Raw genomic sequence first — 20,489 nt, 5'->3', positions numbered from 1 at the left:
GCTGCAGCCGTAGCGCCGGAGACCAGCTGCAAGCCGAACTTTGTTAACAACAAGACGCACAAGAGTGGTACATGAATATTGCTGAGGCCAAGAAAGTCCTCGAAACTGCATTGCTTTGCACGCATGAGCCCCTGTCGATCAATGATCTGAAGAAGCTGTACGTCGATCCCGAGAGCGAAGAGAGCAGCGACATCAATGCCGAGATGATCCGGCAGATGCTCGATGAACTGCGCACCGAATGGGCCGACAAGGGGGTGGAAGTGGTCAGCCTGTCGACCGGCTGGCGCTTCCAGAGCCGCAAGGAGATGAAGGTCTACCTGGAGCGCCTGAATCCGGAAAAGCCGCCGAAATACACCCGGGCCACGCTGGAAACGCTGGCCATCATCGCCTACCGCCAGCCGGTCACGCGCGGTGACATCGAGGAGATTCGCGGTGTGGCGGTCAATACCCAGACCATTCGCATGCTGGAAGACCGGGGCTGGATCGAATCGATCGGCCATCGCGACGTACCGGGCCGGCCGGCGCTGTTTGCCACGACCCGCAAGTTCCTGGATGACCTGGGCCTGAGTTCGCTGGAAGAATTGCCGCCGCTGCAGCAGGTCAGCGGCGAAGCTGCCGCCCAGGGCGCGCTGCTGGAATTGCAGGCGCTGGAAGGCGGCGTGGCGGCCCTGGCCGAAGCGGAGCAGGAAGAGGGCGTGGGCGAAGATCTGATCGGCGGCGACGCTGAGGAAGCAGGCGAGGCCGCAGCGGCCGAATCTGCCGCCACGGCAGAAGCAACTGACGCAATTGCAACAACTGAAGCCGCCGAGGCAGAGGTGCCGGCACAGGGTAATCCTGCTGACGACCTTGAAACGCCCGTGGCCCGAGAGCTTGCCACAGAGGAGCTCCAGCAGACCGATATCGAAGCAGCCGCCGCCGGGGAAGAGCGTGCTGCAGGCAGTGAAGACGCTTCCCCAGAAGCGCAAGAACCTTTTGAGCAAGACGTTGCCGTAACTGGCACGGACGCCACCGAAGCCGCCGGCGAAGCGGCAGGCGAGCACAACGACACCACCGAGCGGGCCGATCAGCGGGAAGATGACGCGCGTCCGCCACATCCAGATTCGAAGAATGAAGCCAACTAGTTCCAAAGACGAGACCCAGGTCGACCTGGCCGCGGCCGATGCCGCCGCATCCGACAAGCCGGTGAAAAAGCGCACCCGCAAGCCTGCGGCCAGCGCCGCGCCGGCCGAGGCAGTCGCATCCGCGCCGCAAGCGGCCGCTGACGAGGCTGCGCCGAAGAAGCGCGCGCCGCGTGCCAAGAAGGCCGCCGCCGATGAAGCTGCCCCGGCCCCGGCCCCGGCCGCCGCCGTCGCCGAGTCCGCACCCGCTCCCGAAAAGAAGCCGCGCGCCACCAAGCCGCGTGCCAAGAAGGCCGATGCGGCAGACGCCCCGGCCTCCGACGCACCCGCCCAGATGAGCCTGGCCATGGAGCCTGCACCGGCCGCTCCGGCCAAGCCCAAGCGCGCTGCCAAGCCCAAGGCTGCAGCACCCGAGGCGGCTGCGCCTGCACCGGTTGCGCCTGAGCTGCCCAAGGTCATTGTCACCGTTGGTGAAGAAGTGGTTGCGCCGCCGGTCCTGCTGGATGCGCCCGTTGATCCGAATCGCGCCAAGCCCGCCCGCCGTGGCGTGCGCGGTCCGCGTGCCCTGCGCAACAACCGCGCTGCCCAGCGCGCTGCGGCCGGAGGCGGTGATGCAGCCCCTGCACATGGCAAGCACGAGGGCGATGCCGCTCCTGTTGCCGCCGTTGAGCGCCAGCCGCGCGGCCAGTTCGGCAAGAACAATGGCCAGCCCGGGCAGCAAGGCAAAAAGAATTTCGAGAAGAACGGCAAGAAGCCCAAGGCCCCGCAACTGGGTCTGCGCTCGGCCGAACCGGTCGATGACATCTTCTCCTACGTGACCTCCGAAGCGTACGACCGCGACGAAGGCGCCAAGGCCGGTGGCCGCCAGCCGCACCAGATGCGCGGCAAGAACGGCCGCCGCGACCTGACCGCCGAGGACGATGCCCCCAAGCTGCACAAGGTGCTGGCTGACGCCGGCCTGGGTTCGCGCCGCGACATGGAAGAGCTGATCGTCGCTGGCCGCGTTTCGGTCAACGGCGAGCCGGCCCACATCGGTCAGCGCATCCTGCCTACCGATGCCGTGCGCATCAACGGCAAGCTGATCCAGCGCAAGGTGAGCAAGCGCCCGCCGCGCGTGCTGGTCTATCACAAGCCTTCGGGCGAGATCGTCAGCCATGCCGACCCGGAAGGCCGCAGCTCGGTGTTCGACCGCCTGCCGACCATGAAGGCCGGCAAGTGGCTGGCCGTGGGCCGCCTGGACTTCAATACCGAAGGCCTGCTGCTGTTCACCACCTCCGGTGACCTGGCCAACCGCCTGATGCACCCGCGCTACAACATCGAGCGTGAATATGCCGTGCGTACCCTGGGCGAGCTGGAAGAAGGCATGCGCCAGAAGCTGCTGTCGGGCGTGGAGCTTGATGACGGTCCGGCCCAGTTCTCGCGCATTGCCGATGGCGGTGGCGAAGGTGTGAACAAGTGGTATCGCGTGACCATCGGCGAAGGCCGCAACCGTGAAGTGCGCCGCATGTTTGAAGCGGTCGGCCTGACCGTGTCGCGCCTGATCCGTACCCGCTACGGTGCCATGACCCTGCCGCAGACCTTGAAGCGTGGCCGCTGGGAAGAGCTGGAAGAAAACGCCGTGCGCAACCTGATGGCCGCCTGTGGGCTGGAAAAGCAGGCCGGGGAAGCCAAGTCCGGCAACGGCGGCAACGCCGGCCAGGCCAGCCGTGGCCAGGGCAATGGTCCGCGCGGCAACGGCATGCAGAACAAGGGGCCGCAGAAGGGGCGCCAAGGTGGCAACTTCGGCCAGGGCGGCAACGGGGGGAACGGCGGCAACTACGGTAATGGTGGTGGCTATGGCGGTGGCAACAAGGGTGGCCAGCCCAAGAGCCGCCAGCCGGATCCGCTGCAGACCGCACTGGGCTTCCCGGATGCCGGCAACCAGCGGCGCGGCAATCGCCCGCAACGCGGTGGCAACACCGCTGCGAACTATATGCTGGGCGGCCTGCCGGGCATGAATCGCCGTCGCGGCGGTCGCTGAGGCTTTTCCTTGCTCGTCAGCAATGCTGCTGATGAGCAAGGTCTCCCTCGCAAGGCCAGCGGCGCGTGAAATGCACCAATGACGTTTTTTATGAACGTTTTTGTCGCTGCGATCACAATTGACATCATTCCGGATTTGCTGTGAATAGCTGAATCGGTTATAATGTGTTAGTTAAACGCAACCCGCCGCGAATCGCATATGTGATAAATCATTGATAGATCCGCCTGCGCCATGATGGATGGAAGGTCGGTGGTTCGCGTGATGTGTGATCTCGCGTTGCGTGGGATAACAAAAGATGGGCAGATGCCCATTTTTTTTTTTGCTGATCAATTTTAGATGTCCGTCTACCCTCGCTGGCCAGGCGGCATCCTGATGGAGAAATAGTCTTGCAATTGCTGGAACTGATCGAATCCACCCTCGCGGGCCTGGGCTACGAACTGGTTGAGTTCGAGAAGGCGCCGCGCGGTCTGGTGCGCGTCTTCATCGATTTCCCGTTCGACCCTGAAGCAGAAGAAGCGCGTTCGATCACTGTCGAGGATTGCGAGAAGGCGACGCATCAGTTGCTGCACGTCTTCACCGTGGAAAACGTGCTGTATGAACGCCTGGAAGTCTCCTCGCCCGGGCTGGACCGCCCCCTGAAGAAGTTCACTGACTTCGTGCGTTTCGTGGATTGCGAAGCCGTAGTCAAGTTGCGCGTGCCGCTGCCCGGCACGTCCAACCGCAAGACCTATGAAGGCGTGCTGCGCGAGCCGGAAGGCGAGGAACTGGTATTGGAATTTGAAGCAAACGATGGGTCGGCTGCCGTGTTGAATTTCACGCTGGCCGATGTGGATAAGGCACACCTGGTGCCGCAGGTCGATTTTAGGAGTCGCAAAGGATGAGTCGCGAAATTTTGTTGTTGGTCGATGCGCTGGCGCGCGAAAAGAACGTCGATAAGGAAGTCGTCTTCGGCGCATTGGAGCATGCGCTTGCGCAGGCTACCAAGAAGCGCTATGAAGGCGAGGTCGACATTCGCGTCTCGATCGATCGCGAAAGCGGCGAGTTCGAATCCTTCCGCCGCTGGCACGTGGTGCCCGACGAAGCGGGTCTGCAATTGCCTGACCAGGAAGTGCTGCTGTTCGAAGCCAAGGATCAATTCCCCGATATCGAAGTCGACGAATACATCGAAGATCCGATCGAGTCCGTCGAATTCGGCCGCCGTTTCGCGCAAGACACCAAGCAGGTCGTCCTGCAGCGCATCCGCGACGCCGAGCGCGAACAGATCCTGGCCGACTTCCTGGCCCGAGGCGATGCCCTGGTGACCGGCACCATCAAGCGCATGGAGCGCGGTGACGCCATCATCGAATCCGGCAAGATCGAAGCCCGCCTGCCGCGCGACCAGATGATCCCCAAGGAAAACCTGCGTATCGGCGACCGCGTGCGTGCCTACATCCTGCGCGTGGACCGCGGTGCCCGTGGCCCGCAGGTGATCCTGTCGCGCACCGCGCCGGAATTCATCATGAAGCTGTTCGAGCTGGAAGTGCCGGAAATCGAACAAGGCTCGCTGGAAATCAAGTCGGCTGCCCGTGACCCGGGCGTGCGCGCCAAGATCGCGGTCTACACCGCCGACAAGCGCATCGACCCCATCGGTACCTGCGTGGGCATGCGCGGTTCGCGCGTCCAGGCCGTCACCGGTGAGCTGGGCGGCGAGCGCGTGGACATCGTGCTGTGGTCGGAAGACCCGGCGCAGTTCGTCATCGGCGCGCTGGCCCCTGCCAATGTGACCTCCATCGTGGTCGATGAAGAAAAGCACGCCATGGATGTGGTGGTGGATGAAGAAAACCTCGCCATCGCCATCGGCCGCGGCGGCCAGAACGTGCGTCTGGCAGCCGAGCTGACCCGCTGGCAGATCAATATCATGACGGCCGAGGAATCGGCCGACAAGTCGGCGGCCGAGACCGCGCTGATCCGTACGCTGTTCATGGAAAAGCTCGATGTTGACCAGGAAGTGGCCGACATCCTGGTCGAGGAAGGTTTCTCGACCCTGGAAGAAATCGCCTACGTGCCGATCACCGAGATGCTGGAGATCGAATCGTTCGACGAAGAGACCGTCAATGAGCTGCGCAACCGCGCCCGCGACGCCCTGGTGACCGAAGCGATCGCCTCCGAAGAAGGCCTGGAAGGCATGGAAGAGGAGCTGATCAACTTCGAAGGCCTGGACCGTGTGCTGGCCGGCAAGCTGGGCCTGGCAGGCGTGAAGACGCTGCCGGCCTTCGCCGGCCTGGCTTATGACGAATTCGGCGCGATCCTGGCCCTGCCTTCCGAGCGCGCGCGCCAACTGATTGAAAATGCATTTGAAGATGTGACCGACGATGAAATGAAGCTCATCGATTCCAAATACGATGAGCGCGCCAAGGCCCTGCAGGCCAAGGCATGGAGCGCAGTCGAAGGCCGCTGAGAAGCGGAGCGTCTCCACATCATCTGCCGAGCCACATAGAAAAGAGGACTGAATGGCGAGTAACAACGTTGCCCAATTTGCCACCGAGCTTAAGATGCCCGCTGACCTGCTGCTGACCCAGCTGCGTTCGGCCGGTGTCGAGAAGAGCTCTGCATCCGACTCCCTGTCGAAGGAAGACAAGGACCGCCTGCTTGAACACCTGCGCCGTTCGCGCGGAGCCGCGCCGGAAGGCGAGAAGAAGAAGATCACGCTGACCCGCAAGGAAACCACCGAGATCAAGCAGGCCGATGCAACCGGCAAATCGCGCACGATCCAGGTGGAAGTGCGCAAGAAGCGCACCTTCATCAAGCGTGACGAGCCCGGTGCCGACGAGTCCGCAGCGCGTGCTGCGGCCCCTCAGCGCGACCCGGCCATCGAAGCGCAGGAACGTGAGCAGGAAGAGGCTCGCCGTCAGGCTGAACTGAAGGCCCAGCAAGAACGTCTGGCCCAGCTGGAGGCCGAACGCGCCGCCCAGGCCAAGGCTGCCGAGCTGGAACAGCAACGTGCCCGCGAAGAAGCCGAAGCCGAAGCCAAGCGCCAGGCTGCTGAAGCCGCCGCTGCGGCGGCCGAAGCCGAGAAGGCCAAGGCTGCTGCTGCGGCCAGCGCGAAGGCGCCCGCTGCGGCTGCCGCACCGGCCCCCGCCGTGGATCCGGCTGCGGAAGAAAAGAAGCGCGCTGCTGCTGAAGAAGCGAAGAAAAAGGCAGAAGCTGCCGCCAAGGAAGCCGCTGACCGTGCCGCCGCCGCTGACCGTGCGCGCAAGGCCGTGGAAGACGAAGTGGCCCAGATCAAGGCCATGATGAATGCGCCGCGTCGCGTCATCAAGGCACCGGAACCTGCACCGGCCCCGGCCAAGACCTCGGAAGGCACGCTGCACAAGCCGGCCACCGCGGCCAAGCCGGGCGAAAAGAAGGATGACAAGAAGCCCGCCGTGGCCGCAGACAAGAAGTCGATCAAGTCGGCCAATGTCTCCTCCACCTGGCAGGATGATGCCAAGAAGCGTGGTGCCGGCGGCATGAAGTCGCGTGGCGCCACCGGTGGTGGCGGCCGTGACGGCTGGCGTGCCGGCCCCAAGGGCCGTCGTCACTCGCATGGCGATGACCAGCGTGAAAGCAACTTCCAGGTGCCCACCGAAGCGGTGGTGCACGATGTCTACGTGCCCGAAACCATCACCGTGGCCGAAGTGGCCCACAAGATGGCGGTCAAGGCCTCCGAAGTCATCAAGCACCTGATGAAGCTGGGCCAGATGGTCACCATCAACCAGGTGCTGGACCAGGAAACCGCGATGATCGTGGTGGAAGAAATGGGCCACCGCGCCCACGCCGCCAAGCTGGACGATCCGGAAGCGCTGCTGGTCGAAGGCGAAGAACACGCCGACGCCGAAGCCACCCCGCGCGCACCGGTGGTCACCGTCATGGGTCACGTCGACCACGGCAAGACCTCGCTGCTGGATTACATCCGCCGCACCAAGGTGGCCTCGGGTGAAGCCGGTGGCATTACCCAGCACATCGGTGCCTACCACGTGGAAACCCCGCGCGGCATGATCACCTTCCTGGATACCCCGGGCCACGAGGCGTTCACCGCCATGCGTGCCCGTGGTGCCAAGGCCACCGACATCGTGATTCTGGTGGTGGCTGCCGACGACGGCGTCATGCCCCAGACCAAGGAAGCGATTGCCCACGCCAAGGCCGGCGGTGTACCGCTGGTGGTGGCCATCAACAAGATCGACAAGCCGGGTGCCAATCCCGACCGCGTCAAGCAGGAACTGATCGCCGAAGAAGTGGTGCCGGAAGAATACGGTGGCGATGCCCCGTTCATCCCCGTCTCCGCCAAGACCGGCGAAGGCATCGACTCGCTGCTGGAAAACGTCCTGCTGCAAGCCGAAGTGCTGGAACTGAAGGCGCCGGTGGATGTGCCGGCTCGTGGTCTGGTGATTGAAGCCAAGCTGGACAAGGGCCGCGGCCCGGTCGCCACGATTCTGGTGCAGTCCGGTACCCTGAAGCGCGGCGACGTCGTGCTGGCAGGTTCGGCCTATGGCCGTGTGCGTGCGATGCTGGACGAAAACGGCAAGAACATCGCCGAGGCAGGCCCGTCCCTGCCGGTGGAAATCCAGGGCCTGACCGAAGTGCCCTCCGCCGGTGAAGAAGTGGTGGTCATGACCGACGAGCGCAAGGCGCGCGAAATCGGCCTGTTCCGCCAGGGCAAGTTCCGCGACGTGAAGCTGGCCAAGCAACAGGCCGCCAAGCTGGAAAACATGTTCGACCAGATGACCGAAGGCGAGGTCAAGAACCTGCCGATGATCATCAAGACCGACGTGCAAGGTTCCCAGGAAGCCCTGGTGCAGTCGCTGCAGAAGCTGTCGACCGCCGAAGTGCGCGTCCAGGTGGTGCACGCTGCAGTGGGTGGCATCAGCGAAAACGACGTCAACCTGGCCGTCGCTTCGAAGGCCGTCATCATCGGCTTCAACACCCGTGCCGATGCCTCGGCGCGCAAGCTGGCCGAAGCCGCTGGCGTGGACATCCGTTACTACAACATCATCTATGATGCGGTGGACGAGGTGAAGGCCGCGATGTCGGGCATGCTGTCCCCGGAAAAGCGCGAACAGGCGCTGGGCCTGGTGGAAATCCGCCAGGTGTTCGTGGTCAGCAAGGTCGGCTCGATCGCCGGCTGCTACGTGCTCGAAGGCCTGGTCAAGCGTGGCTCGCAAGTGCGCCTGCTGCGCAACAACGTGGTGGTGTGGACCGGCGAACTGGATTCGCTCAAGCGCTTCAAGGACGACGTCAAGGAAGTCAAGTCGGGCTTCGAGTGCGGTCTCTCGCTCAAGGGCTACAACGACATCGAAGTGGGCGATCAGCTCGAAATCTTCGAAGTCCAGGAAGTCGCCCGTACCCTGTAATGCACTACGCCGGCGTATCGTTCGCGATGCGCCGGCTTCACTGGCAAGATCCGTCGCAGCAACGCGGGAATCCTCCCGCCACGCCCTCGGCGGATTGTTTTTTTAAAGCATGGCAAAACACAGCAAATCCATTCCCGGACGCGGCTTGCGCGTCGCCGACCAGATCCAGCGGGACCTGTCGGAGTTGATCGCCTTCGAGCTGAAGGATCCGCGGGTGGGCATGATCACCATTACCGAAGTGCAGGTCACCCCGGACTACGCGCATGCCAAGGTCTTCTTCACCACGCTGGTGGATAACCCTGAGGCGATCAAGAACACCCTGGCCGGCCTGCGCAAGGCGGGCGGTTATCTGCGCACCCAGCTGGGCCGCAGGCTGACCATCCACACCCTGCCGGAACTGCATTTCGTGCACGACAACTCGACCGCACGCGGCATTGAAATGTCGCGCCTGATCGACGAAGCCAACGCCACCCGCGCCAAGGATTCGGACGACGAGGCTTGATGACGGGCGGTTCTTTTCCCGTTGCATTGCAGTTTTCTTCACACTTTTCACGCCGGTCTGCGTTTCCCTTCAGCGGGGCGTGGGCCGGTCTTGCATTTCATGGCCGACGATACGACGGCGGACATTGGTTCCGCTTCCCCTGAACCGCCGCAGCCGCGCGCCAAGCGTGGCCAGCAGGCGCGCACGCCGCGTGCGCCGCGCGTGCCGGTGCATGGCGTGCTGTTGCTGGACAAGCCGGTCGGCTTGTCCTCCAACGACGCCCTGATCCGCGCCAAGCGCATGCTCAATGCGCCCAAGGCGGGACACACCGGCACCCTGGATCCGTTCGCCACCGGCCTGTTGCCGCTGTGCTTCGGCGAAGCCACCAAGTTCTCGCAGGATTTGCTGGAAGCCGACAAGACTTACGAGGCCCTGGTCCACCTGGGCGTGCGCACCGATACCGGCGACACCGAAGGCCAGGTCATCAGCGAGCGCGCCGTTGAGGTCAGCTTGTCGCAGATCGAAGCGGCGCTGGCGCAGTTCCGTGGCCCCATCAGCCAGGTGCCGCCCATGCACTCCGCCTTGAAGCGCGACGGCAAGCCCTTGTACGAATATGCGCGCGCCGGCATCACGCTGGAGCGCGAAGCCCGTAACGTCACCATCCACGCCCTGGAACTGCTGGACTATCAAGCCCCCATGCTGCGCATCCGCGTCACTTGCAGCAAAGGGACATATATCCGCGTGCTGGGTGAAGATATTGGCGAAGTACTGGGCTGTGGGGCGCACCTCAATGCCCTGAGACGCACTGGAGTCGGCGCTCTCACGCTCGATGGCGCAGTCACGCTGGAGACCTTCGACGCCGCCGCTGAGCTGGAGGCCCGCAAGGCCTTGCTGCTGCCGGTGGACGGCCTCTTGCGCAGCTTCCCGGCGGTGCAGCTCAGCGATGAACTGGCGCGCCGCTTCCTGCACGGCCAGCGCTTGCCGCTGGGCAAGGAAGGCGTGGCGGTGCCGGAGCAGACCGGCCGCGTCCGCGTCTATCGCAGTTCGGACGCCGCCTTGCTGGGCACCGGACTGTTGCAGGAATACGCCATCCTGGCCCCCGAAAGGCTGGTGTCCACCGCCTGAGGACAGATAGCGTCAAACGGCTCGCAGCCGAGCCTTGCGGGGTAGCCCGCAAGGCTCGGCAAGCCGTTGATAACACAGGTTTTTCCAAAGTTCATGCGTCGCAACATGCTATAATGCGCGCCTCCCGAGATTCGGCATTCCCAACCACATTCACCATGTCAAACAATATCCGCGCAATTCGCAACATCGCCATCATCGCCCACGTTGACCACGGCAAGACCACCCTGGTGGACCAGCTGCTGCGTCAGTCCGGCACCTTCCGCGACAACCAGCAAGTGGACAACCGCGTGATGGACTCCAACGACATCGAAAAGGAACGCGGCATCACCATCCTGTCGAAGAACTGCGCGGTGGAATACAAGGGCACCCACATCAACATCGTCGACACCCCGGGCCACGCCGACTTCGGCGGTGAGGTCGAGCGCGTGCTGTCGATGGTGGACTCGGTGCTGCTGCTGGTGGATGCGCAGGAAGGCCCGATGCCGCAGACCCGTTTCGTGACCCGCAAGGCACTGGCCCTGGGCCTGAAGCCCATCGTCGTCCTGAACAAGATCGACCGTCCGGGCGCACGCGCCGAGTGGGCCATCAACGCCACCTTCGAACTGTTCGACAAGCTGGGCGCCACCGAAGAGCAGCTGGACTTCCCCGTGATCTACGCCTCGGGCCTGAACGGCTACGCCAGCCTGGATCCGGAAACGCGCGAAGGCAACATGGAGCCGCTGTTCGACGCCATCCTGAAGTACGTCCCGGCCCGCAAGGATGACCCGGACGCGCCGCTGCAACTGCAGATCACCTCGCTGGAATATTCTTCCTACGTCGGCAAGATCGGCGTCGGCCGTATCCTGGCTGGCCGCGTCAAGGGCGGTCAGGACGTGGTGTGGATGAATGGTCCGGAAGACAAGCCGACCAAGGCCCGCATCAACCAGGTGCTGACCTTCAAGGGCCTGGAGCGCGTGCTGGTCGATGAAGCCCTGGCTGGCGACATCGTGCTGATCAACGGTATCGAAGAAATCGGCATCGGCTCCACCATCTGTGCGCCGGATGCCCCCAACGGCCTGCCGATGCTGAAGGTGGATGAACCGACCCTGACCATGAACTTCATGGTCAACACCTCGCCGCTGGCTGGCCGCGAAGGCAAGTTCGTCACCACCCGCCAGATCCGCGACCGCCTGGAAAAGGAACTGAAGTCCAACATGGCCCTGCGCGTGGTGCAGGCCGAGAACGACGACTCGACCTACGAAGTGTCGGGCCGTGGCGAATTGCACCTGACCATCCTGATCGAAAACATGCGCCGTGAAGGCTTCGAGCTGGCCGTCTCGCGTCCGCGCGTGGTGTTCCGCATGGTTGACGGCGTGCGCGAAGAGCCGTACGAAAACCTGACCGTCGACGTCGAAGAAACCCACCAGGGCGGCGTCATGGAAGAACTGGGCCGCCGCCGTGGCGACCTGCAGAACATGGAACCGGACGGCAAGGGCCGTGTGCGCCTGGAATACCACATTCCGGCGCGTGGCCTGATCGGCTTCCAGGGTGAATTCATGACCCTGACCCGCGGCACCGGCCTGATGAGCCACGTCTTCGACGACTACAAGCCGGTCGATACCACCAAGGGTGAACTGGCCGGTCGTCGCAACGGCGTGCTGATCTCCCAGGACGACGGCGCTGCCGTGGCCTACGCCCTGTGGAAGCTGCAGGATCGCGGCCGCATGTTCGTCAGCCACAACGACCCGGTGTATGAAGGCATGATCATCGGTATCCACTCGCGTGACAACGACCTGGTCGTGAACCCGATCAAGGGCAAGCAGCTGACCAACGTGCGCGCTTCCGGTACCGATGAAGCGGTGCGCCTGGTGCCGCCGATCGAACTGTCGCTGGAATACGCGGTGGAATTCATCGAAGACGACGAACTGGTCGAAGTGACCCCGAAGAGCATCCGCCTGCGCAAGCGTCACCTGAAGGAACACGAGCGCAAGAAGGCGTCGCGCGAAGAATCCATTTGATTCGGTAGCAGGGAAGGGCAGTCCGTGAATGGACTGCCAGTAGTGGAGAGCGGGAAATGGCAGGCTGGGCTGGTGGTGATATCTGGTTGGTGAATAACTGATATCAGCATAAAAAAGCAGACAGCCATGATGCACTGCCATATAGTTACACCTGTCTCCTCCAATTTCCTCCTAAAGAATTGGATTCAAGCCCGCAACTTCGGTTGTGGGCTTTTTTTTTGCCGCTCGGCGCGAAGGCTTGCTGCTGTGGGTGTCAGGCCTGCCGGGCGGGGGGAAATGAAGCTGTTTGCTTCCGTTCACCGGTGTGTGAGATGAACGTTTGTCCAAGATCGTTTGCGATGCGCTGTTTTTGTGCATTGCGAAATGACGGCTGCCGGATTGTGGTGCAGAATCGTGTCCGTTGTACGAAAAATCCTATCTCGAAGAGGATAGAGGGGACACCAGCCCGCAATGCGCAAGCCTTGCGGGCTTTCTATTTGCCGCTGCGGCTGATCCCGGGCGCCAGGAGGGGGATGTGAACCTTCCTTCGTCTCCTGCGCCGCATAGCCACCTGCCATCCGCTTTCCGGTGCGCATCCCAGAACCTTGAATGAAGCATTTCGTCAGTTTATGAAGAAAGCCCTGCCTCCGCGTACGCTGTCGGTCGCTCCGATGATGGACTGGACCGACCGCCACTGCCGCGTCTTCCATCGCCAGATCACCCGCCACACCTGGCTGTATACCGAGATGGTCACCACCGGTGCGCTGCTGCATGGGGATGTGCCGCGCCATCTGGATTTCGACGAGCAGGAACATCCGGTCGCCCTGCAGCTGGGCGGCAGCGAGCCGTCCGACCTGGCGCACAGCGCCAAACTGGGCGAGCAATGGGGCTATGACGAGATCAACCTGAACTGCGGCTGCCCGTCCGAGCGCGTCCAGAAGGGGGCTTTCGGCGCCTGCCTGATGGGCGAGCCCACGCTGGTGGCCGATTGCGTCAAAGCCATGAAGGATGCGGTCTCCATCGACGTGACCGTGAAGCACCGCATCGGCATCGATGACGTGCAATCCTATGACTTCGTGCGCGATTTCGTCGGCCAGATCGCCGAGGCCGGCTGCAAGACCTTCATCGTGCATGCCCGCAATGCCATCCTGAAGGGCCTGAGTCCCAAGGAAAATCGCGAGATCCCGCCGCTGAAGTATCACTACGCCTATCAGCTGAAGCAGGATTTCCCGGAGCTGGAAATCCTCATCAACGGCGGTATCAAGACCCTGCCCGAGATCGATGAGCATTTGAAGCATGTGGACGGCGTCATGCTGGGCCGCGAGGCGTATCACAACCCCTATCTGATGGCGACCTTCGATGCCCGCTACTACGGTGATCTGGACGGCGGCCGCCAGCCCAGCCGGGCCGAGGTGATCGAGGCCATGTTGCCCTACATCAAGCGCCAGCTGCAATTGCACGGTGACAATGGCCGCGGCCTGCGTTTGAACAGCATCACCCGGCACATGCTGGGCCTGCTGGCGGGCATGCCCGGTGCGCGTGCTTTCCGCCAGACCTTGTCGGATTCCAAGCGCCTGGCCCTGGGCGACCCGGCTCTGTTGCTGGAAGCGCTGCAACGCACGCAGGCGGCCCAGGCGGCGCAAATCGGTTGAATGGCCTGAATCGCCGGATTGGCGTAATTGGCCAGCGGAAGAGGCCCGCAATCCTTTAAAATAGCGGGTTCCAATTGGGAAAAGAGCGCGAACATGCCACTTGCTACAACCGAAGAAATCGTCGCCGAACTCCGTGCCGGCCGCATGGTGATTCTGGTCGATGAAGAAGACCGCGAAAACGAAGGAGACCTGGTGCTGGCCACCGACTTCGTCACGCCCGAAGCCATCAATTTCATGGTCACGCATGCGCGTGGCCTGGTCTGCCTGACGCTGACCGAAGAACACGTGGACCAGCTCGACCTGCCGCTGATGGCCACTCGCAACGGCACGCCCTACGGTACCAATTTCACCGTCTCCATCGAGGCCGCCGAAGGCGTGACCACCGGCATCTCCGCCGCCGACCGCGCGCGCACCATCCAGGTAGCCGCCTCCAAGGGCGCCAAGCCGTCTGATCTGGTGCAGCCGGGCCACATCTTCCCGCTGCGCGCGCAAAAGGGCGGGGTGCTGATGCGCGCCGGCCACACCGAAGCTGGTTGCGACCTCACTGCCATGGCCGGCCTGACGCCTGCTTCCGTGATCTGCGAGATTCTGAAGGATGACGGCACCATGGCGCGCCTGCCGGACCTGCTGGAGTTCGCCGAAAAACACAATCTGAAGATCGGTACCATCGCCGACCTGATCCATTACCGCAGCCGCAACGAAAGCATCATCGAACGCCTGGCCGAGCGCGAGATGCAGACGGCCCACGGCAGCTTCAAGGCCATCGCCTATCGCGACACCCCCTCGGGCGGTGCGCATCTGGCGCTGGTGCGTGGCGACATCCAGCCGGGCCGCGAAACCCTGGTGCGCGTGCACCAGCCGGTCTCCATCCTGGATCTGCTGGAGGCCGGCGTGACCACCCACTCGTGGAACCTGGCCGCCGCCATGCAGGCGGTGCAGGAAGCCGAGTCCGGCGTGATCGTGCTGCTCAACTGTGAAGAATCGGCGCAGCAGATGTTCGACCAGTTCGGCGCACTCAACAAGGTCGGCACGCCCGAGGCCGCCAAGCCCAGCCGCGCCGACCGCATGGACCTGCGCACCTATGGTATCGGCGCGCAGATCCTGAGGGATCTCGGCGTGTGCAAGATGAAGCTGCTGGCCAGCCCGCGCAAGATGCCGTCGATGACCGGCTTCCAGCTGGAAGTGACTGGTTACCAGGCGCGCGAAGGCGCGTGAGCGTCCAGCCCCAGATATTAAGAATTACGCAAGTCAACCTATCAAGAAGGAACAGCCATGACCATCGGAACCTATGAACCAGACTTCAATGGCGAGAGCTTGCGCATCGGTATTGTCCAGGCGCGCTTCAACGAAGACGTCTGCCACGGCCTGCTGGCCGCCTGCCTGGCTGAGCTGAAGCACCTCGGCGTGGCCGACGAGGACATCCTGCACGTGACCGTGCCGGGGGCCCTGGAAATCCCGCTGGCGCTGCAGAAGATGGCCGAGACCGAACAGTTTGACGCCCTGATCGCCCTGGGTGCCGTCATTCGCGGTGAGACCTATCACTTCGAGCTGGTCTCCAACGAATCCGGTGCCGGCATCACCCGCATCGGACTGGATTTCGGCCTGCCCATCGCCAACGCCGTGCTGACCACCGAGAACGACGAGCAAGCCGAAGTCCGCATGGCCGAGAAGGGCGCTGACGCGGCCCGCGTGGCGGTGGAGATGGCCAACCTGTCCATCGTGCTGGAAGAACTCGGCCAGGCCACCGAAGAAGAATAATTCACGGGCAGTGGCGGGATGCACATCCCGCTGCCGCCCCCGCCGGCACTCGCATTCATTTGTTTCAGTTATCCAAGGCTCAGGCCGCATTCATCATGTCGAACAAAACTCCACACGCCAATTCGAACAAGAACCGCACCCCGCGCCACCGCGCGCGCGAGTTCGCGTTGCAGGGCTTGTACCAGTGGCTGCTCAACCACGAGGACGCGGGTGCCATCGAAGCCCACATCCGCGAAGCCCACGGTTTCGACAAGGCCGACGCCGAACACTTCGATACTCTGCTCACCGGTGCCATCCGTGACGCCGAAAAGCTGCGTGCAGCGCTGGAGCCACTGATCGACCGTCCCATCAAGGAGCTGTCGCCGGTGGAACACGCCGCGCTGCTGATCGGTGCTTACGAGCTGCAGAACCACATCGAGATCCCCTACAAGGTGGTCATCAACGAAGCCGTTGAACTGACCAAGTCCTTCGGCGGCATCGATGGCCACAAGTACGTCAACGGCGTGCTGGACCGTTTCGCGGCTCAGGCTCGCGCCACCGAAGTGGAAGCGGCCGGTCGCCGCTGACCGGCTCCGTGCCGGCGCTTTGCTCGTTTTTTGGACGGCATCGCAGAGGCGGTCGCCGTCTTGTCTTTTTTGCCCATGTTGTCTGGAATTAGCGCATGAACCTGAACCAGCTTGCTTCACGTTTGCAGCACATCGCTCCCTTCCACGTGATGGAATTGTCCAAGAAGGCCGATATCCTGGCCCAGCAGGGACGTGACCTGATCCACATGGGCATCGGCGAGCCCGATTTCACCGCCCCGCCCGCCGTGGTCGAGGCCGCTACCCGCGCCATGGCCGAAGGCAAGATGCAGTACACCTCGGCCACCGGCCTGCCGGCCCTGCGTACGGCCATCTCGCAGCACTATCGCAGCGTCTACGGCCTGGAGATCGCGCCGGAACGCATCGTCATCACCGCCGGGGCCTCGGCCGCGCTGTTGCTGGCCTGCGCCGCCCTGGTGGAGCGCGACAGCGAAGTCCTGATGCCCGACCCCAGCTATCCCTGCAACCGCCATTTCGTGGCGGCCTTCGAGGGACGCGCCAAGCTCATCGCCAGCGGGCCGGAACATCGCTTCCAGCTGTCGGCGCAGATGGTGCGCGAGCACTGGGGTGACAAGACGCGCGGCGTGCTGCTGGCTTCGCCTTCCAATCCCACCGGCACGTCCATCGAACCTGATGAGTTGCGCGCAATCCTGGGCGAAGTACGCCAGCGCGGCGGCTTTACCATCGTCGATGAGATCTACCAGGGCTTGTCCTATGAAGGTGCGCCGTTCTCGGCGCTGTCGCTGGGCGAGGACGTGGTGGTCATCAACAGCTTCTCCAAGTATTTCAACATGACCGGCTGGCGCCTGGGTTGGCTGGTGCTGCCGCCGGCCCTGGTGCCGCAGGTCGAGAAGCTGGCGCAGAACCTGCTGATCTGTGCATCCTCGATTGCCCAGCATGCCGCCGTGGCCTGCTTTACGCCCGAGACCCTGGCCATCTACGAAGAACGCAAGGCCGAGTTCAAGCGCCGCCGCGACTACATCGTGCCGGCGCTGGAAAGCCTGGGCTTCACGGTACCGGTCGTTCCCGACGGTGCCTTCTATGTTTATGCTGATTGCAGCGCGCTGTCCGACGATGCCGACCAGCTCAGCCTGGACATGCTCAACGAGGCCGGTGTGGTGCTGGTGCCGGGGCTGGATTTCGGGCCCTTCACGGCGCGCCGCTACATCCGCCTGTCCTATGCGACCTCGATGGAAAAGCTGCAGGAAGCCGTAGCGCGTCTGCGTGTGTTCTTCGACGGACGTCGCAAGGCGGCCTGAAGCACGGAACGAGAAGACGCAAAAAAAGGAGCCCGAGGGCTCCTTTTTTCATGCGTTCTGAATACCGGTAATATTCACATCGCAACACGCCGATCTGCATAAACCATATTACTTACAGGGCAGCGAGTTGTTCTTCCGTCTTGGGCTTGGCCGCCGAGGCTACGTTGTTGGCCGTTGGCTTCGGCTGATCGGCGCTGGCCGACACACCCGAGGCCGGCGGCAGCTTGACGGTGGCCGTGGTGTAGATGGAGACGTTCTTGCCCATCGCCACTTGCTTCAGGTTCTGGTATTCGGACAGCACCTTGATGCCATAGCCGCCATCATTGGCCATGTCAGCCGCACCCACGTAGCTCTTCAGGCCGGCTTCCACCGAACCGCCACGGGTGACATATTCCTTCAGGATCTGCGAACCGACACGGATGTTGGCCACCGGATTGAGGGCCGCCTTGATGCCGCCCAGTTCCTGGAATTTGTCGTGGTGCACCTTGGACATCACCTGCATCAGGCCCTGCGCACCCATCGGGCTTTCGGCGAAGGGATTGAAGCGCGATTCGATGGCGATCACCGACAGGATCAGCAGCGGATCGAGCTTGATGTCGCGCGCCGTCAGGTAAGCCGCCGACACCAGCATGTCAGCAGCATCGCTGGCTACGCGATAGCGCTTGGCCAGCCAGTTGGTCACCAGCTTCTGCTGGCGCGGATTGCCGATCAACTGGCGTTCCTCAGGCGACAGGGCCTGGGCGGGTGCGGGTGCCGTCGCCTGCTGCACCGAGCTGGCAGCTGCTGCGCCCGCCAGGGCGCTCACGGTAGCGACCGGTGCGGTGGGTGCCATCAGGTCAGCCAGCGCCGGAGCGGCGGGAGCGTCGGCTTCCGCGACCTCTTCAGCAGCATCCGAGAAGGGCGACATGCTGATCAGCTTGTCGGCCAGGTCGGGGTTGAAGAACATCAGGCCCAGTACGAACAGCGCGGCGATACCCAGAATCGTCAGCAGACGATGGGCGATGCCGAAAAATTGAGCAATGCGCGGGTTCCCGGAGAGATTCCGGAAATCCACGCGGCGAACCATCTGCGAGGTGCCCGCTAAAGGCGCCTCGGAAGCTTGGTTGGACATTGAACCTCCTGCGTTATTGCGGCAAAAACAGGGCGCGCCTGGCCAAGAAGTGAAGACCAAACGGCTGAACTGTCGTCGCTGCAATCTATTACGTTACCGTCGCAAGGCGTTACGGCAAGGCCATCCGCGAGGCCTGCTGGCCCTGCCGTCGGATGGCATGTTTCGGGGGGTAGGGCTGACGCCCTGGACACACTTCTTGAGTTGCTGGGACCCCGGATCCCTGGATACCTTGCTTGGCTCGACTGTTTTCGATCAAGCCTCTACGAGCCCACGGCTCACCTCTTCGGTTTAGAGTGGGCGCATTGTAGAAGCCACTTTATATCGAGTCAATACTATGAAAATAGTTCTTTATAACTTTTGTGTATCATATTGCGCGTGGCCTTCCTTCAAAAATCAATAGAATCAAGCGTTTGCCGGGGTTACTTGAGCCGGCTGTGATGCAAAAAGAAATTTGTTAAAAAGTATGAAATACACTGATTTACGCGATTTTATTTCTCAGTTGCAACAAAAAGGTGAGCTCAAGCGTGTCTCGCACCCGGTGTCGTCGCATCTTGAGATGACCGAAATCGCCGACCGCACCCTCCGTGCGGAAGGTCCGGCGCTCCTTTTTGAGCAGGTCGACAAGAAAAATATCCCGGTGTTAGCGAATCTTTTCGGTACACCTCATCGTGTGGCCCTGGGAATGGGGGCCGACAGCATCAGCGAACTGCGCCGCATCGGCCATCTGCTGGCGCGCCTGAAGGAGCCGGAGCCGCCCAAGGGCATCAAGGATGTGCTGGATCTGGGCGGGCTGGTGAAGTCGCTGTGGGACATGGCCCCCAAGGAACGCGGTTCCGCTCCTTGCCAGGATGTGGTGTGGGAAGGCAAGGAGGTGGACCTGTCGCGCCTGCCGATCCAGCACTGCTGGCCGGGCGACGTCGCACCGCTCATCACCTGGGGCCTGGTCATCACCAAGGGCCCGAACAAGAAGCGCCAGAACCTAGGCATCTATCGCCAGCAGGTGCTGGGGCCGAACAAGGTCATCATGCGCTGGCTGGCCCATCGCGGCGGTGCGCTGGACTTCCGTGAGCACTGCATTGCCAACCCCGGCAAGCCCTATCCGATCGCCGTGGCCTTGGGTGCCGATCCCGCCACTATATTAGGTGCAGTCACGCCGGTGCCGGACAGCCTCTCCGAATACCAGTTCGCCGGCCTGCTGCGCGGCAGCCGTACCGAGCTGGTCAAGGCCATGGGCAGCGATTTGCGCGTGCCGGCCTCGGCGGAGATCGTGCTGGAAGGGCATATCTATCCGGATGAAAAACACGCGTCGGGATTCGAGCATGCGCTTGAAGGTCCGTATGGCGATCACACCGGTTACTACAATGAGCAGGACTGGTTCCCGGTCTTCACCATCGACCGCATCACCATGCGGCGCGATGCCATCTATCACTCCACCTATACCGGCAAACCGCCCGATGAGCCGGCCGTGCTGGGTGTGGCGTTGAATGAAGTTTTCGTCCCGCTGCTGCAGAAGCAGTTCGCCGAAATCACCGATTTCTACTTGCCGCCGGAGGGATGCAGCTATCGCATGGCGGTGGTGCAGATGAAGAAATCTTACGCAGGCCACGCCAAGCGGGTCATGTTCGGAGTGTGGAGCTTCCTGCGCCAGTTCATGTACACCAAGTTCATCGTGGTGGTCGATGAGGATGTCGACATCCGCGACTGGAAGGAAGTGATCTGGGCCATCACCACCCGCGTGGACCCGGTGCGCGATACCGTCATGGTGGACAACACCCCCATCGATTACCTGGACTTCGCCTCGCCCATCAGCGGCCTGGGCAGCAAGATGGGCATCGATGCCACCAACAAGTGGCCGGGTGAAACCAGCCGGGAATGGGGTACACCCATCGTGATGAGCGACGATGTGAAGAAACGTGTCGATGCCATCTGGCAGGACCTGGGTATCTGAGTGGGCAGGGCGCACACGCCGTTGGATGCGCCCATCGCCGAAGTGAAGCTTCAGGCAAAAAGCCGCGTAAATTGTTCAATCAATTGGC

The 20,489-nt window shown here is 62.7% G+C and carries 15 protein-coding genes; 14 read left to right on the top strand and 1 reads right to left on the bottom strand.

All coding sequences use genetic code 11. The features are described 5' to 3' along the window. Positions 1-71: 71 nt before the first annotated feature. The 13 genes from scpB (at position 72) to J2X56_RS10225 (ending at position 17,342) form a co-directional block, all read left to right on the top strand. Positions 72-1,121 (top strand): SMC-Scp complex subunit ScpB, encoded by a 1,050-nt coding sequence (gene scpB, locus J2X56_RS10285; protein WP_121043345.1) that lies wholly within the window; start codon positions 72-74, stop codon positions 1,119-1,121. Beyond that, positions 1,108-3,138: a 23S rRNA pseudouridine(2605) synthase RluB gene (rluB, locus tag J2X56_RS10280; protein WP_310160010.1), complete on the top strand. Its 2,031-nt coding sequence runs from the start codon at positions 1,108-1,110 to the stop codon at positions 3,136-3,138. Before scpB ends, rluB begins: the two co-directional genes overlap by 14 nt. Positions 3,139-3,524: 386 nt before the next feature. Continuing rightward, positions 3,525-4,019, top strand: a complete 495-nt coding sequence (gene rimP / locus J2X56_RS10275; protein WP_034334451.1) for a ribosome maturation factor RimP — start codon at positions 3,525-3,527, stop codon at positions 4,017-4,019. Further along, complete coding sequence (gene nusA / locus J2X56_RS10270) at positions 4,016-5,575, top strand: transcription termination factor NusA (RefSeq protein WP_088756291.1); 1,560 nt, start codon at positions 4,016-4,018, stop codon at positions 5,573-5,575. Before rimP ends, nusA begins: the two co-directional genes overlap by 4 nt. A 52-nt stretch (positions 5,576-5,627) precedes the next feature. Continuing rightward, positions 5,628-8,507, top strand: a complete 2,880-nt coding sequence (gene infB / locus J2X56_RS10265; RefSeq protein ID WP_088756290.1) for a translation initiation factor IF-2 — start codon at positions 5,628-5,630, stop codon at positions 8,505-8,507. A 109-nt stretch (positions 8,508-8,616) separates the two neighbouring features. Further along, entirely contained in the window at positions 8,617-9,009 is a 393-nt protein-coding gene (gene rbfA / locus J2X56_RS10260; RefSeq protein ID WP_013235544.1) for a 30S ribosome-binding factor RbfA, read from the top strand. 99 nt (positions 9,010-9,108) lie between these two features. Further along, positions 9,109-10,113 (top strand): tRNA pseudouridine(55) synthase TruB, encoded by a 1,005-nt coding sequence (truB, locus tag J2X56_RS10255; protein WP_310160003.1) that lies wholly within the window; start codon positions 9,109-9,111, stop codon positions 10,111-10,113. 155 nt (positions 10,114-10,268) lie between these two features. Continuing rightward, the gene (gene typA, locus J2X56_RS10250; protein WP_008331395.1) at positions 10,269-12,110 is read left to right on the top strand and encodes a translational GTPase TypA; all 1,842 of its coding nucleotides are present in this window, start codon (positions 10,269-10,271) and stop codon (positions 12,108-12,110) included. A gap of 650 nt (positions 12,111-12,760) precedes the next feature. Continuing rightward, on the top strand, positions 12,761-13,741 hold the full coding sequence (gene dusA / locus J2X56_RS10245; protein WP_409025216.1) for a tRNA dihydrouridine(20/20a) synthase DusA: 981 nt from the start codon (positions 12,761-12,763) through the stop codon (positions 13,739-13,741). A 93-nt stretch (positions 13,742-13,834) separates the two neighbouring features. Beyond that, positions 13,835-14,956: a bifunctional 3,4-dihydroxy-2-butanone-4-phosphate synthase/GTP cyclohydrolase II gene (gene ribBA, locus J2X56_RS10240; RefSeq protein WP_310159997.1), complete on the top strand. Its 1,122-nt coding sequence runs from the start codon at positions 13,835-13,837 to the stop codon at positions 14,954-14,956. Between the two features lie 57 nt (positions 14,957-15,013). Beyond that, positions 15,014-15,499 carry a 6,7-dimethyl-8-ribityllumazine synthase gene (gene ribH, locus J2X56_RS10235; protein ID WP_006465461.1) on the top strand — a complete coding sequence of 162 codons (486 nt, stop codon included), beginning with the start codon at positions 15,014-15,016 and terminating at the stop codon, positions 15,497-15,499. 95 nt (positions 15,500-15,594) lie between these two features. Beyond that, positions 15,595-16,065 carry a transcription antitermination factor NusB gene (gene nusB / locus J2X56_RS10230; RefSeq protein ID WP_034337125.1) on the top strand — a complete coding sequence of 157 codons (471 nt, stop codon included), beginning with the start codon at positions 15,595-15,597 and terminating at the stop codon, positions 16,063-16,065. Between the two features lie 95 nt (positions 16,066-16,160). Then, positions 16,161-17,342 carry a pyridoxal phosphate-dependent aminotransferase gene (locus tag J2X56_RS10225; protein ID WP_034337122.1) on the top strand — a complete coding sequence of 394 codons (1,182 nt, stop codon included), beginning with the start codon at positions 16,161-16,163 and terminating at the stop codon, positions 17,340-17,342. A gap of 112 nt (positions 17,343-17,454) precedes the next feature. Here J2X56_RS10225 and J2X56_RS10220 read toward each other — a convergent pair whose 3' ends face one another. Beyond that, positions 17,455-18,453: a lytic transglycosylase domain-containing protein gene (locus J2X56_RS10220; protein WP_121043292.1), complete on the bottom strand. Its 999-nt coding sequence runs from the start codon at positions 18,451-18,453 to the stop codon at positions 17,455-17,457. Positions 18,454-18,916: 463 nt separating this feature from the next. Here J2X56_RS10220 and ubiD point away from each other — a divergent pair, with 463 nt between their 5' ends. Further along, complete coding sequence (gene ubiD / locus J2X56_RS10215) at positions 18,917-20,401, top strand: 4-hydroxy-3-polyprenylbenzoate decarboxylase (protein ID WP_134136713.1); 1,485 nt, start codon at positions 18,917-18,919, stop codon at positions 20,399-20,401. Positions 20,402-20,489 lie beyond the last annotated feature (88 nt).

This window comes from Herbaspirillum sp. 1173, from assembly GCF_031455335.1.
Taxonomy (GTDB): Bacteria; Pseudomonadota; Gammaproteobacteria; order Burkholderiales; family Burkholderiaceae_D; genus Herbaspirillum; species Herbaspirillum huttiense.
This window is presented reverse-complemented; position numbering and strand designations above follow the sequence as displayed.

What these genes read in the sequence shown, in the direction of transcription:
- rluB (WP_310160010.1), top strand. Translation starts at nt 1,108, where the DNA reads ATGAAGCCAACTAGTTCCAAAGACGAGACCCAGGTCGACCTGGCCGCG.
- infB (WP_088756290.1), top strand. Translation starts at nt 5,628, where the DNA reads ATGGCGAGTAACAACGTTGCCCAATTTGCCACCGAGCTTAAGATGCCC.
- scpB (WP_121043345.1), top strand. Translation starts at nt 72, where the DNA reads ATGAATATTGCTGAGGCCAAGAAAGTCCTCGAAACTGCATTGCTTTGC.
- dusA (WP_409025216.1), top strand. Translation starts at nt 12,761, where the DNA reads ATGATGGACTGGACCGACCGCCACTGCCGCGTCTTCCATCGCCAGATC.
- ribH (WP_006465461.1), top strand. Translation starts at nt 15,014, where the DNA reads ATGACCATCGGAACCTATGAACCAGACTTCAATGGCGAGAGCTTGCGC.
- J2X56_RS10225 (WP_034337122.1), top strand. Translation starts at nt 16,161, where the DNA reads ATGAACCTGAACCAGCTTGCTTCACGTTTGCAGCACATCGCTCCCTTC.
- truB (WP_310160003.1), top strand. Translation starts at nt 9,109, where the DNA reads ATGGCCGACGATACGACGGCGGACATTGGTTCCGCTTCCCCTGAACCG.
- rbfA (WP_013235544.1), top strand. Translation starts at nt 8,617, where the DNA reads ATGGCAAAACACAGCAAATCCATTCCCGGACGCGGCTTGCGCGTCGCC.
- typA (WP_008331395.1), top strand. Translation starts at nt 10,269, where the DNA reads ATGTCAAACAATATCCGCGCAATTCGCAACATCGCCATCATCGCCCAC.
- nusA (WP_088756291.1), top strand. Translation starts at nt 4,016, where the DNA reads ATGAGTCGCGAAATTTTGTTGTTGGTCGATGCGCTGGCGCGCGAAAAG.
- J2X56_RS10220 (WP_121043292.1), bottom strand. Translation starts at nt 18,453, where the DNA reads ATGTCCAACCAAGCTTCCGAGGCGCCTTTAGCGGGCACCTCGCAGATG.
- nusB (WP_034337125.1), top strand. Translation starts at nt 15,595, where the DNA reads ATGTCGAACAAAACTCCACACGCCAATTCGAACAAGAACCGCACCCCG.
- ribBA (WP_310159997.1), top strand. Translation starts at nt 13,835, where the DNA reads ATGCCACTTGCTACAACCGAAGAAATCGTCGCCGAACTCCGTGCCGGC.
- ubiD (WP_134136713.1), top strand. Translation starts at nt 18,917, where the DNA reads ATGAAATACACTGATTTACGCGATTTTATTTCTCAGTTGCAACAAAAA.